A 12,642-nucleotide genomic window follows, 5' to 3' on the forward strand; every position below is an offset into this window, starting at 1 on the left:
CTAAGGAATTCAAATGCAAGCGGCAACTGTTGTGATTAACCGCCGCGCTCTGCGACACAACCTGCAACGTCTGCGAGTACTGGCGCCCGCCAGCAAGCTCGTTGCAGTCGTGAAAGCGAACGCTTACGGACACGGTCTTCTTGAGACCGCGCGAACGCTCCCCGATGCCGACGCCTTTGGTGTCGCCCGTCTCGAAGAAGCCCTCCGCCTGCGCGAAGGCGGTATTACGCAACCGATTCTGCTTCTAGAAGGCTTTTTTGAAGCCAGCGATCTGCCGACCATTGCAGACCAGCAGCTGCACACGGCGGTCCATAACGAAGAACAGCTGGCCGCGCTGGAAACGGCTGAACTGAGCGAGCCGGTCACCGTCTGGATGAAGCTCGATACGGGCATGCATCGTCTGGGCGTGCGCCCGGAAAACGCGGAGGCGTTTTATCAGCGTTTGTGCCAGTGCAAAAATGTGCGTCAACCGGTCAATATCGTCAGCCACTTTGCCCGTGCCGACGAACCTGAATGCGGCGCCACCGAGCAGCAGCTTGATATCTTCAACACCTTCTGCGAAGGCAAGCCGGGAATGCGCTCCATTGCGGCGTCCGGCGGCATTCTGCTGTGGCCGCAGTCCCACTTCGACTGGGCGCGTCCGGGCATTATCCTGTATGGCGTTTCCCCGCTTGAGAACAAACCCTGGGGACCGGACTTTGGCTTTAAGCCGGTGATGTCGCTGGTTTCAAAGCTGATTGCCGTGCGTGAGCACAAAGCAGGCGAGCCGGTAGGTTACGGCGGCACCTGGACCAGCGAGCGCGACACGCGGCTTGGCGTGGTGGCGATGGGCTACGGCGACGGCTATCCCCGCGCCGCACCAACGGGCACGCCGGTGCTGGTTAATGGCCGCGAAGTGAAGATTGTCGGCCGCGTGGCGATGGACATGATTTGTGTCGATCTGGGACCCGATGCGCAGGATAAAGCGGGCGACGATGCGGTGATGTGGGGCGAAGGGCTGCCCGTCGAGCGCATTGCTGAGATTACAAAAGTGAGTGCTTACGAACTTATTACGCGTCTGACGTCGCGGATGGCGATGAAATACATCGACTGAGCTTTAACGGGATGCGATGCATCCCGCTTCTGTTAACATCCTCTCGATCTTCTCCTGCTTCCGGTTTATTGTTGAAAACCCTGCCTCATAATAATCCGGAGAACATCGCGTGTTTCAGAAAGTAGACGCCTACGCCGGCGACCCTATTCTCTCCTTGATGGAGCGTTTCAAAGAAGATCCTCGCAGCGATAAAGTGAACCTCAGCATTGGTCTTTATTACAACGAGGACGGCATCATTCCTCAACTGAAAGCCGTTGCCGAAGCTGAAGCGCGTCTTAACGCAACCCCGCACGGGGCTTCGCTTTATCTGCCGATGGAAGGGTTAAATACCTACCGTAATACCATTGCGCCGCTGCTGTTTGGTGCGGACCACGCGGTGCTCGCGCAAAAGCGCGTGGCGACTATCCAGACGCTGGGTGGCTCGGGTGCGCTGAAGGTAGGCGCAGATTTCCTGAAAAAGTATTTCCCGGACTCGGGCGTGTGGGTCAGCGACCCGACGTGGGAAAACCACGTGGCCATCTTTGAAGGCGCGGGCTTTAAGGTTGCGACCTATCCGTGGTTTGACAGCGAAACTAACGGCGTGCGCGTTGACGCGCTGCTGGAAAAACTGAACACCCTGCCGGCGCGCAGCATCGTGCTGCTGCACCCGTGCTGCCATAACCCGACCGGAGCCGATCTCACCAATCCACAGTGGGATGCCGTAATTGAGGTACTGAAGTCGCGTGACCTTATCCCGTTCCTCGACATCGCCTATCAGGGCTTTGGCGCGGGCATGGAGGAGGACGCCTACGCCATTCGCGCGATTGCCAGCGCGGGTCTGCCGGCGCTGGTCAGCAACTCTTTCTCAAAAATCTTCTCCCTTTACGGCGAGCGCGTCGGCGGTCTTTCCGTGGTGTGTGAAGACGCCGAAGCTGCGGGGCGCGTACTCGGCCAGCTGAAAGCGACGGTCCGCCGTATCTACTCCAGCCCGCCGAACTTTGGTGCGCAGGTGGTGGCGACCGTTCTGGGCGACGAACAGCTGAAAGCCACCTGGCTTGCGGAAGTGGAAGCGATGCGCAAGCGCATTCTGTCGATGCGTCAGGAGCTGGTTAACGTGCTGAAAGAGGCGGTGCCGGGGCAGAACTTCGACTATCTGCTTAAGCAGCGCGGGATGTTTAGCTACACCGGGCTGAGCGCTGCACAGGTCGATCGCCTGCGTGACGAGTTCGGCGTCTACCTGATCGCCAGCGGCCGTATGTGCGTGGCGGGGCTAAATGCCGGCAACGTCCAGCGTGTGGCGCAGGCCTTTGCTGCTGTGATGTAAGTATTCACTTACTTGCATGCTATTTGTAGGCCGGGTAAGGCGCAGCCGCCACCCGGCTTTTTTATTCGCGCCGGTGCCAGTCATGTCCCGTCCACGCTTTGTGATCGTCTTCTTTTTATTCAGCTTCATAACTAAAAACTCCTTTCCTTCCCCTCCCGCTGGGGTTATGGTCGGATAGTTTTTTGACCATTCGCTCAAAATAAAACGATAACAAACTGAATATTCAGGGGAAAATATGCGCAAGATCACACTGGCGCTCAGCGCCGCCTGCTTATTGTTCTCGCTTAATAGTACCGTTGTTGCGCGGGCTTCTGCCCCGACGCCGCTTTACACCGGAACCACCGCCGCCATTCTTGCCGAACAGGCGCCCATTCACTGGGTTTCCGTGGCACAAATCGAAAACAGCCTGACGGGCCGCCCGCCCATGGCCGTGGGCTTCGACATTGACGATACCGTGCTCTTCTCCAGCCCCGGTTTCTGGCGCGGCAAAAAAACCTACTCGCCGGACAGCGAGGCCTATCTGAAAAACCCGGAATTCTGGGAAAAGATGAACAACGGCTGGGATGAGTTCAGTATCCCGAAAGAAGTTGCCCGCGCGCTGATCGCCATGCACGTTAAGCGCGGCGACAGCATTTACTTCGTGACCGGACGTAGCCAGACCAAAACGGAAACCGTCTCGAAAACGCTCCAGGATGATTTCCTGATCCCGGCCTCCAGCATGAACCCGGTCATTTTTGCCGGCGATCGTGAAGGGCAAAACACCAAAACCCAGTGGCTGGAAAAGAAAAACATCAAAGTGTTCTACGGGGATTCCGATAATGACATCACGGCGGCGCACGACGTGGGGGCCAGAGGCATCAGGGTGTTACGCGCCTCGAACTCTACCTACCGACCGCTGCCGATGGCCGGAAAATTTGGCGAAGAGGTGATCGTTAACTCCGAATACTGATGCGTTAACGGCGGGATGGGTGCTTTTTTAAGCAAATCTCGCCGCGCGGGTTTTACCTTTCGCTTTCTTGCTGCACACTTAGAAAGATTCACCTTTCATAATGGAGCAGCACATGTGGTATCAACAGACCCTGACCTTAAGCGCAAAATCACGCGGTTTTCATTTGGTGACGGACGAAGTCATCGGGCAAATCCGCGACCTGTCGCGCGTCAAAACGGGTTTGCTGCATCTGCTGCTCCAGCACACGTCTGCTTCTCTCACGCTCAATGAAAATTGCGATCCCACCGTCCGGTCTGACATGGAGCGGCATTTTCTGAAGACCGTCCCGGATAACGCCCCGTATGAGCATGATTACGAAGGGGCGGATGATATGCCTTCGCATATCAAATCCTCTTTGCTGGGCGTCTCGCTGACGCTGCCGGTTCACAACGGGCGGTTACTGCTGGGCACGTGGCAAGGGATCTGGCTGGGAGAACATCGCATTCACGGTGGTTCGCGTAAAATTATCGCAACGCTACAAGGGGAATAAAGATGACAATTTCGGAGATACTTCAGTACTGCATGAGCAAGCCGGGCGCGGAACAAAGCGTTCACAGCGACTGGAAAGCCACGCAGATCAAAGTGGGTGATGTTCTGTTTGCGATGGTGAAAGAGGTGGAGGCGCGGCCTGCGGCATCACTGAAAACCAGTCCGGAACTGGCCGATTTACTGCGCCAGCAGCACGATGATGTCAGGCCAAGTAAGCATCTTAACAAAGCGCACTGGAGTACGGTGTTTCTCGACGGCTCGCTGCCAGATTCGCAAATTTACTACCTGGTGGATGCGTCGTATCAACAGGCGGTGGAACTGCTGCCGGAAACGATCCGACAGCAGCTCTCCGTGTGACGATTACAGCAACGGTTTAAGGAAGCGCGCGGTGTGCGAGGCTTCGCACTCTGCAACGGTCTCTGGCGTACCGGAGACGAGGATTTCACCGCCGCCGCTGCCGCCTTCCGGGCCGAGATCGACAATCCAGTCCGCGGTTTTAATCACGTCCAGATTGTGCTCAATCACCACGATGGTGTTGCCCTGATCCCGCAGCTGGTGCAGCACGTCCAGCAACTGCTGGATATCCGCAAAGTGCAGGCCGGTGGTCGGTTCATCCAGAATGTACAGCGTCTGGCCGGTACCGCGTTTGGACAGCTCACGCGCCAGCTTCACGCGCTGCGCCTCACCGCCGGACAGGGTTGTTGCTGACTGACCCAGGCGAATGTAGGTCAGGCCCACGTCCATCAGGGTTTGCAGCTTACGCGCCAGCGCAGGGACGGCGTCAAAGAACTCGCGCGCCTCTTCGATGGTCATATCCAGCACTTCGTGGATGGTCTTGCCTTTGTACTTAATTTCCAGCGTTTCGCGGTTATAGCGCTTGCCTTTGCACTGGTCGCACGGCACGTAGATATCCGGCAGGAAGTGCATCTCAACCTTGATCACGCCGTCGCCCTGGCACGCTTCACAGCGGCCGCCGCGCACGTTAAAGCTGAAACGACCTGGCGTATACCCGCGTGAACGTGCTTCCGGCACGCCAGCGAAGAGTTCACGTACGGGCGTAAAGACGCCGGTATAGGTCGCCGGGTTGGAACGCGGCGTACGACCAATCGGGCTCTGGTCGATGTCGATAACCTTGTCGAAATGCTCCAGCCCCTGAATGTCGCGGTACGGTGCAGGCTCGGCCAGCGTCGCGCCGTTCAGCGCCGTCTGCGCAATCGGGAACAGCGTGTCGTTAATCAGCGTCGATTTACCGGAACCGGACACGCCGGTAATGCAGGTAAACAGGCCAACCGGCAGCGTCAGCGTCACGTCCTTCAGGTTGTTGCCGCGCGCACCGGTCAGCTTCAGCACTTTTTCCGGGTTCGCCGCGACGCGCTGTTTCGGCACTTCAATCTTGCGTTTGCCGCTCATGTACTGGCCGGTCAGCGACTCGGGCACCGCCATAATGTCCTTCAGCGTCCCTTCCGCCACCACCTGGCCGCCGTGCACGCCCGCGCCCGGGCCGATGTCGATCACGTGGTCTGCCGCGCGAATGGCGTCTTCGTCGTGCTCCACCACGATCACCGTGTTGCCGAGGTTGCGCAGGTGTACCAGCGTGCCGAGCAGACGCTCGTTGTCGCGCTGGTGCAGGCCGATAGAGGGCTCATCGAGCACGTACATCACGCCCACAAGACCGGCGCCAATCTGGCTCGCCAGACGGATACGCTGGGCTTCACCGCCGGAGAGCGTTTCCGCCGAGCGGGAAAGCGTCAGGTAGTTCAGGCCGACGTTCACGAGGAACTTGAGGCGGTCGCCAATCTCTTTCAGCACTTTTTCGGCAATTTTCGCGCGCTGGCCGGAAAGCTTCAGGTTGTTGAAGAAGTCCATCGCGTGGCCGATGCTCATGTCTGAGATGGTCGGCAGCGCCGTATTTTCAACAAACACGTGGCGCGCTTCGCGACGCAGACGCGTGCCCTCACAGGTGGCGCAGGAGCGATTGCTGATGAACTTTGCCAGCTCCTCGCGCACCGCGCTGGATTCGGTCTCTTTGTAGCGGCGCTCCATGTTGTGCAGCACCCCTTCGAACGGGTGGCGACGCACGGAGGTATCGCCGCGATCGTTCATGTACTTGAACTCAATGTTCTCTTTACCGGAACCAAACAGGATCACTTTGTGCACGTTCGCGCTCAGGCTGGCCCACGGCGCTTCAACGTCGAATTTGTAGTGCTCTGCCAGCGATTTCAGCATCTGGAAGTAGTAAAAATTACGCTTATCCCAGCCGCGAATGGCGCCGCCCGCCAGTGACAGCTCCGGGTTCTGGATCACGCGGTCCGGATCGAAATACTGCTGAACGCCCAGGCCGTCACAGGTCGGACACGCGCCTGCCGGGTTGTTGAATGAGAACAGGCGCGGTTCCAGCTCGCGCATGCTGTAGCCGCAAATCGGGCAAGCAAAGTTGGCGGAGAAGAGCAGCTCTTCCGCTTTGGCGTCGTCCATATCGGAGACCACCGCCGTGCCGCCGGAGAGCTCCAGCGCCGTTTCAAAGGATTCCGCCAGACGCGTCGCCAGATCTTCACGCACCTTAAAGCGGTCAATCACCACTTCAATGGTGTGCTTCTTTTGCAGCTCCAGCTTTGGTGGATCCGACAGGTCACACACTTCACCGTCGATACGGGCGCGGATATAGCCCTGGCTTGCCAGGTTTTCCAGCGTTTTGGTGTGCTCACCCTTACGCTCTTTAATGATTGGCGCCAGCAGCATCAGGCGCTTGCCTTCCGGCTGCGACAGCACGTTATCCACCATCTGGCTGACGGTCTGAGCCGCCAGCGGGACGTCGTGGTCCGGGCAGCGCGGCTCGCCTACGCGCGCATACAGCAGGCGCAGGTAGTCGTGGATTTCGGTAATGGTACCGACCGTGGAACGCGGGTTATGCGACGTGGATTTCTGCTCAATGGAGATAGCAGGGGATAACCCTTCAATGTGGTCGACATCCGGTTTTTCCATCAGCGACAGGAACTGACGCGCGTACGCCGAGAGCGATTCAACGTAACGACGCTGTCCTTCGGCATACAAGGTGTCGAAAGCCAGTGAGGATTTGCCAGACCCCGAAAGCCCGGTCACGACGATAAGTTTGTCGCGAGGGATTATGAGGTTGATATTCTTGAGATTGTGGGTGCGGGCGCCCCGAACTTCGATCTTATCCATTCACCTTTCCCGGTTGGAACACGGATTGCCTGATTTGTTTGAAGGACAAACGGCTGTCAGAAACGGCTAATTATGACACAAAATGACCTGTTTGAATATACAGTATTGGAATGCATTTTCTGATTCACTGTGTAACAATGTCGAGTCCGCGAGAGAACTCTGGAACATGCTACGCAACTATCAAAGTGTCGCATGGAAATGGTACACTCGCGCGTTTACACTATTAAGAAACGTATTCAGGAGACACGAACATGGCCAGCAGAGGCGTAAACAAGGTGATTCTCGTCGGTAATCTGGGCCAGGACCCGGAAGTACGCTACATGCCGAGTGGTGGCGCAGTTGCCAACATTACGCTGGCTACTTCCGAATCCTGGCGTGATAAAGCGACCGGTGAAATGAAAGAGCAGACCGAATGGCACCGCGTTGTGCTGTTTGGCAAACTGGCCGAAGTGGCCGGTGAGTATCTGCGTAAAGGCTCTCAGGTTTACATTGAAGGCCAGCTGCGTACCCGCAAATGGACTGACCAATCCGGTCAGGAAAAATACACCACGGAAGTGGTGGTGAACGTGGGCGGCACCATGCAGATGCTGGGTGGCCGTCAGGGCGGTGGCGCACCGGCAGGTGGCGGTCAGAACCAGCAGCAGGGCGGTTGGGGCCAGCCTCAGCAGCCTCAGGGCGGCAACCAGTTCAGCGGCGGCGCGCAGTCTCGTCCGCAGCAGCAGTCTGCTCCGGCACCGTCTAACGAACCGCCAATGGATTTCGACGACGACATCCCGTTCTGATATCCAGACGCGTAAAGCACAAAAAAACCCAGACACCAGTCTGGGTTTTTTATTAACAGGCTATCAGGTAATCACCATCGGCCAGTCTGGTGGAGTATGGCTCATGGCTTCAACCATCACTACTTTGATGTTTTCCCAGACGGCGGCCATATCCACCAGCGTAATGCCGAGCAGACCTGTCGCGAACCAGCATGCGGCGCCCAATCCCAGCAGGGTGCTAATTACAGCGAGACCTGCGTAGTCGGACTTTCGGAACTGAATGTTTAACGTGCTGGCCAGGAACATCAAAACCGCGCTCAACAACGGCCAGCGCAGGAGCACCATGCTGGTGGTAATGGTTGCCATATAACCCATCCTCGACAAAACAGACGAACTGAAATGAAACAATGTTTCTCGTTACATAAGATGTGTGAACTATATCACATTTGCTGTTTTATTCGCCAGTGTCTGCGTGGAGTAAAAGTGGTTTTATAACTCAGGAAAATATATCGTCGACGCTCACTTCAGCGTCTGCGGTGAATTTTTATATTTAATTCATTCAGATAGCAAAACCTTTGCAATACACGATCGGCTGTAAAGGGTTTACAGCAGTCAGTCTATCGATTAATGACCTGTGAAAGATAAAGGCGCGAGATGACTAACGACAGCATGCTGGCCGTGGTGAAGCTGACGTCGCAACGCAACGTGCACTGGGGGCAAGCCCCTCCTGAGTCAGCGTTGAGTCCGCTGACGAGCCGCGCATGGCTGAAGTGTGTCAGAGGCAACGGGATACTTCAGCCATACTGATGCGTGCCGATAAACCATTATATGACGCCAGACGTACGGGAAGAGGAAAATCGATTCTGGCATCTGATTATTTATAAAACAGCAGAAGAAAAAATAGCAGGCTATTTCAGTTAGGGAACTTTAACGCCCATCGCGAAGAATTATTCTTCTTATTGAAAACGAAACCAATACTTTTAGTTTGGCTTACGGGAGAATATTATCGGCATCACGAATTTTAGGATTTTTAATAGCAAAAGTCAGTTGCTAACTTCCTGTGATTCATGCAACGTAATCGCCTGTTTATCAAAGCAGCCGGCCTTCATTGCTACAGGCGTACATCATGCAGGGATACAGAGCGGGAAATGAATCGTAGCGCGCAGCGCAAGATGCTCAACGTGGCAGGGATTATCATGGTAGTTATGCTGCCGGTGATGCTTGCGCTATGGTTTGCTCAGCTGAGAGCCGAGTCGGAAATCAGCTCCCAGCTGCGCACGTTCGCTGAACTGGCTTTAAACAAAACTGAACGGGTTATTCAACAGGTTGATCTGGCCCGTGAAGACGCGGAAAAATATCAGGGCAAAGTTTGTACGCCAGCACATCGTCAATATATGTTGAACGTTTCCCGCGGTCGTCTTTTTGTTGCTGATTTAATATATGCTGAAGGTCAGAATTTTCTCTGTTCAACCATTTATACACCGGACCACCCTTACACCATCCCCGCAGCCAATTACACACGGAAACCTGACGTTTCCATCTATTATTTTCGCGATACGCCATTTTTTAATGGCTATAAAATGATATATGTGCAGCGCGGAAATTATGTCGTCGTGGTTAACCCGCTATCGTACAGTGAGGTGATGTCAGACGATCGTTCCCTATCGTGGGGAGTATATGACACCGTCAGCAATGCATTCTTTTCCGTTAGCCAGAAAGCCAATATCCCTTTATTGCATTCGATGATTCGGCATGAGGAAACGACTTTTCAGCAGGATGACCGTTTTTATACGATCGTGAAATCCGGGCAGCGGCCCATTGCGGCCATCGTTTCAACGTCCAGTGCCCGTTTTTATGAAACGTTTTATCACCAGGCTACCCTGACGCTACCGTTGGGGATGATTTGCAGCATAATTATTCTGCTGGTGTGGTCGCGTACACACCGCGAATTCAATTCGCCTGGCCGTCTTCTGCATCGGGCGCTGAATAATCGCCAGCTGTGCGTACATTATCAGCCCATTATTGATATTAAAAATAATCAGTGCGTGGGGGCGGAGGCGCTATTGCGCTGGCCTGGATTTAACGGGCAGGTCATGAGCCCGGCCGAATTTATTCCGCTGGCAGAAAAAGAGGGCATGATCGCGCGCATCACCGATTACGTCGTGGAGGAGGTGTTCAGCGATCTTGGGTATTTTCTTGCCGCTCATCCCGATCTGTATGTCTCGATTAACCTGTCGGCTTCGGATTTCCATTCCTCGCGTCTTATCGCCCTGATCTCAGATAAAGCCCGCTTTTACTCGGTTCGCGCGCAGCAGATCAAAATAGAGGTGACGGAGCGGGGGTTTATCGACGTGCCAAAAACCACGCCGGTTATCCAGGCGTTTCGCCAGGCGGGCTATGAGGTGGCAATCGATGACTTCGGAACCGGCTACTCAAACCTGCATAATCTCTATTCCCTGAACGTCGATATTCTGAAAATCGATAAATCTTTTATCGATACCTTAGCCACTAACAGCACCAGCCACCTTATTGCTGAGCACATCATTGAGATGGCGCAAAGCCTGCGGTTGAAAACCATAGCGGAAGGGGTGGAGACCGCCGAGCAGGTTAGCTGGCTGCTGAAGCGAGGCGTGCAGTATTGTCAGGGATGGCACTTCGCGAAAGCGATGCCGCCCCAGGCATTTATGGCCTGGCAGCAGCAATCCTCGCGTTAACGCGCATTAATTAAGCTGGTGGCGGTAGTCGCTCGGCGTCCGGTCAAACTCGCGGCGGAAGACGCGGGAAAAGGTCTGCTGCGACACATAGCCCAGATCCATTGCGATATCAAAAATGGGCCGCTGCGTTGAGCGTAACGCCTGCGCCGCCAGCAGTAGCCTGCGCTGGCGAATGTAGTCACCCAGCGTTTGATGCATCACGGTGCGGAACATTCTCTGTAAATACCATTTCGAATAGCCCGACTTCTTCGCGACCACATCAATGTTCAACGGCTGGTCGATATGTTCATCAATCCATTCAATAAGCGTCTGAATAATTTGCTGATGCGACATAAGGTTGCCCCTCTGTAGATACAACTTTCTCGGTTGATTCATCGTTTTCTCTGCGGGGGAGTATAATTCCTCAAGTTAACTTGAGGTAAAGAGGTTTTATGGAAAAGAGATTACCGCGCATCAAAGCGCTGTTAACCCCCGGTGAAGTGGCGAAGCGAAGCGGCGTGGCGGTGTCGGCGCTCCACTTCTATGAAAGCAAAGGGTTAATAAAAAGTATCCGTAACGCCGGAAACCAGCGGCGCTACACCCGCGACGTGCTCCGCTACGTGGCGATTATCAAAATTGCGCAACGTATCGGTATCCCCCTGGCCACCATCGGCGACGCGTTCGGCGTATTGCCGGAAGGACACTCGCTGAGCGCGAAAGAGTGGAAGCAGCTGTCGTCCCAGTGGCGTGAAGAGCTTGATCGTCGTATTCACACGCTGGTGGCCCTGCGCGATGAACTGGACGGCTGCATTGGCTGCGGGTGTTTATCACGTAGCGACTGCCCGCTGCGTAACCCGGGCGACAGGCTGGGCGAGCAGGGAACGGGGGCGCGTCTGCTGGAGGAGGATTGAGATTCTGCGGCCCCTTCACCGGGTGGCGCTTCGCTTACCCGGCCTACAAGACCGGGAATGTCGGCCGGGTAAGCAAACCGCCACCCGGCAACAAGCATAAAGAACTAAAGCGCCACTAAGGGCGCTTTAGTTTTTTCCGGTCTTTGTCTTTCTCTCTATCCCGCTGGTTCACGGGAGGGTTTCCCCCGACATCAGTACCCCTCGTGTCGAGCTTGTGGAGGAGGTTCCGGTTTGTACTGACACTTTAATTTTATGTCTGGCCGCCGTTTTTGCCACCGCAGACGATCGGATTTTAGCCGATTTTTTTTCGTGAAGTTGTTCAGTTTTCTATAGTTAAAAAGTAGCAATCACCGGAGAACATCATGCTAACGGTCCACCACCTTAACCAGTCTCGTTCCCATCGCGTCCTCTGGGCGCTGGAGGAGCTGGGTCTGACGTACGACATCGTGCGCTACCAGCGCGAAAAAACCATGCTCGCACCAGACTCGCTCAAAAAAGTGCATCCGCTGGGAAAATCCCCGGTACTCGAAGATAACGGACTGGTTCTGGCCGAATCAGGGGCGATTCTGGAATATCTTCAGGAAACGTACGATCCGGAATCACGATTCAAACCGTTAGATCCCGCCAGCAAGGTGCAGTACCGTTTCTGGCTGCATTACGCCGAAGGATCACTGATGCCGCTGCTGTTAATGAAGCTGGTGTTTAACAGCCTCAGCAAGCCTCCGGTACCGTTTGGCCTGCGCACGCTGGGCAAAGCGCTGGGGCAGGGAGTGCAGAAAGCATATCTCAACCGCCAGCTGGAAACGCACGCGCGATTTATTGACGCGCATCTTGCCGAAAACCCCTGGTTTGCCGGCGACGCGCTGTCCATGGCGGATATCCAGATGAGTTTTCCGATCTTCGCCCTGCTGGCGCGGGGCGGTATCGACAATCTCAGTCACATAGCGGCATGGAAACAGAACGTGGAGGCGCGTCCGGGCTGGCAGACCACGTTGGAGAAAGGCGGCCCGCTGACCATCCCCGGCGAGGCGTGAAATGTAACGAAATTGCGCATGGACGATAACGTTTGCGCATCCTCTGCTTAATTCTTCATCGCCATGAGGTGATTTTAGCGAAAAACGAGAAAGTTCAGTTGAAAAGGGCGGGTATTAGGCTAGATAATCGTTTGCCTACATTTGACCACCCGTTTTGTAAGCGCGGAGCTAAACGTTTGCTTTTTTT

At 55.2% G+C, this 12,642-nt stretch carries 12 protein-coding genes; 9 read left to right on the plus strand and 3 right to left on the minus strand.

Annotated features, from left to right (window positions below):
- Positions 1 to 13: 13 nt before the first annotated feature.
- The 5 genes from alr (at position 14) to N5C09_RS19915 (ending at position 4,230) form a co-directional block, all read left to right on the plus strand.
- A complete protein-coding gene (alr, locus tag N5C09_RS19895) occupies positions 14 to 1,093 on the plus strand; it encodes an alanine racemase (protein WP_279749730.1) in 1,080 nt (359 codons plus the stop codon).
- Positions 1,094 to 1,202: 109 nt separating this feature from the next.
- Positions 1,203 to 2,396 (plus strand): aromatic amino acid transaminase, encoded by a 1,194-nt coding sequence (gene tyrB, locus N5C09_RS19900; RefSeq protein WP_279749731.1) that lies wholly within the window; start codon positions 1,203 to 1,205, stop codon positions 2,394 to 2,396.
- 235 nt (positions 2,397 to 2,631) lie between these two features.
- Positions 2,632 to 3,345, plus strand: coding sequence for an acid phosphatase AphA (gene aphA / locus N5C09_RS19905; protein ID WP_107534472.1), 714 nt, complete (start codon positions 2,632 to 2,634; stop codon positions 3,343 to 3,345).
- Between the two features lie 112 nt (positions 3,346 to 3,457).
- Positions 3,458 to 3,874: a secondary thiamine-phosphate synthase enzyme YjbQ gene (locus tag N5C09_RS19910; protein ID WP_112792377.1), complete on the plus strand. Its 417-nt coding sequence runs from the start codon at positions 3,458 to 3,460 to the stop codon at positions 3,872 to 3,874.
- Positions 3,875 to 3,876: 2 nt separating this feature from the next.
- A complete protein-coding gene (locus N5C09_RS19915) occupies positions 3,877 to 4,230 on the plus strand; it encodes an MmcQ/YjbR family DNA-binding protein (protein ID WP_063449853.1) in 354 nt (117 codons plus the stop codon).
- A gap of 3 nt (positions 4,231 to 4,233) precedes the next feature.
- Here the strand turns inward: N5C09_RS19915 and uvrA are convergent, their stop codons facing one another.
- Positions 4,234 to 7,056, minus strand: coding sequence for an excinuclease ABC subunit UvrA (gene uvrA / locus N5C09_RS19920; RefSeq protein WP_003860287.1), 2,823 nt, complete (start codon positions 7,054 to 7,056; stop codon positions 4,234 to 4,236).
- A gap of 251 nt (positions 7,057 to 7,307) precedes the next feature.
- Between uvrA and ssb1 the strand changes: the two genes are divergently transcribed.
- Positions 7,308 to 7,838 (plus strand): single-stranded DNA-binding protein SSB1, encoded by a 531-nt coding sequence (gene ssb1 / locus N5C09_RS19925; RefSeq protein ID WP_006810470.1) that lies wholly within the window; start codon positions 7,308 to 7,310, stop codon positions 7,836 to 7,838.
- Between the two features lie 63 nt (positions 7,839 to 7,901).
- Here the strand turns inward: ssb1 and N5C09_RS19930 are convergent, their stop codons facing one another.
- Positions 7,902 to 8,183 carry a YjcB family protein gene (locus N5C09_RS19930; protein WP_022646751.1) on the minus strand — a complete coding sequence of 94 codons (282 nt, stop codon included), beginning with the start codon at positions 8,181 to 8,183 and terminating at the stop codon, positions 7,902 to 7,904.
- Positions 8,184 to 8,965: 782 nt separating this feature from the next.
- On the opposite strand from N5C09_RS19930, the gene N5C09_RS19935 reads away from it, so the two are divergent.
- Positions 8,966 to 10,531 (plus strand): EAL domain-containing protein, encoded by a 1,566-nt coding sequence (locus N5C09_RS19935; protein WP_279749732.1) that lies wholly within the window; start codon positions 8,966 to 8,968, stop codon positions 10,529 to 10,531.
- Positions 10,532 to 10,537: 6 nt separating this feature from the next.
- On the opposite strand, the gene soxS is transcribed toward N5C09_RS19935, so the two are convergent.
- On the minus strand, positions 10,538 to 10,864 hold the full coding sequence (soxS, locus tag N5C09_RS19940) for a superoxide response transcriptional regulator SoxS (protein WP_003860277.1): 327 nt from the start codon (positions 10,862 to 10,864) through the stop codon (positions 10,538 to 10,540).
- 98 nt (positions 10,865 to 10,962) lie between these two features.
- On the opposite strand from soxS, the gene soxR reads away from it, so the two are divergent.
- Entirely contained in the window at positions 10,963 to 11,421 is a 459-nt protein-coding gene (gene soxR, locus N5C09_RS19945; protein WP_003860275.1) for a redox-sensitive transcriptional activator SoxR, read from the plus strand.
- A 362-nt stretch (positions 11,422 to 11,783) separates the two neighbouring features.
- On the plus strand, positions 11,784 to 12,455 hold the full coding sequence (locus N5C09_RS19950; RefSeq protein WP_203465514.1) for a glutathione S-transferase: 672 nt from the start codon (positions 11,784 to 11,786) through the stop codon (positions 12,453 to 12,455).
- The last annotated feature ends 187 nt before the right edge of the window (positions 12,456 to 12,642 follow it).

The organism is Enterobacter sp. GD03975 (genome assembly GCF_029838645.1).
Taxonomy (GTDB): domain Bacteria; phylum Pseudomonadota; class Gammaproteobacteria; order Enterobacterales; family Enterobacteriaceae; genus Enterobacter; species Enterobacter quasihormaechei.

Coding starts and splice junctions, on each gene's coding strand:
- alr (WP_279749730.1), top strand. CDS start 14: ATGCAAGCGGCAACTGTTGTGATTAACCGCCGCGCTCTGCGACACAAC.
- aphA (WP_107534472.1), top strand. CDS start 2,632: ATGCGCAAGATCACACTGGCGCTCAGCGCCGCCTGCTTATTGTTCTCG.
- N5C09_RS19910 (WP_112792377.1), top strand. CDS start 3,458: ATGTGGTATCAACAGACCCTGACCTTAAGCGCAAAATCACGCGGTTTT.
- N5C09_RS19915 (WP_063449853.1), top strand. CDS start 3,877: ATGACAATTTCGGAGATACTTCAGTACTGCATGAGCAAGCCGGGCGCG.
- uvrA (WP_003860287.1), bottom strand. CDS start 7,056: ATGGATAAGATCGAAGTTCGGGGCGCCCGCACCCACAATCTCAAGAAT.
- ssb1 (WP_006810470.1), top strand. CDS start 7,308: ATGGCCAGCAGAGGCGTAAACAAGGTGATTCTCGTCGGTAATCTGGGC.
- N5C09_RS19930 (WP_022646751.1), bottom strand. CDS start 8,183: ATGGCAACCATTACCACCAGCATGGTGCTCCTGCGCTGGCCGTTGTTG.
- N5C09_RS19935 (WP_279749732.1), top strand. CDS start 8,966: ATGAATCGTAGCGCGCAGCGCAAGATGCTCAACGTGGCAGGGATTATC.
- soxS (WP_003860277.1), bottom strand. CDS start 10,864: ATGTCGCATCAGCAAATTATTCAGACGCTTATTGAATGGATTGATGAA.
- soxR (WP_003860275.1), top strand. CDS start 10,963: ATGGAAAAGAGATTACCGCGCATCAAAGCGCTGTTAACCCCCGGTGAA.
- N5C09_RS19950 (WP_203465514.1), top strand. CDS start 11,784: ATGCTAACGGTCCACCACCTTAACCAGTCTCGTTCCCATCGCGTCCTC.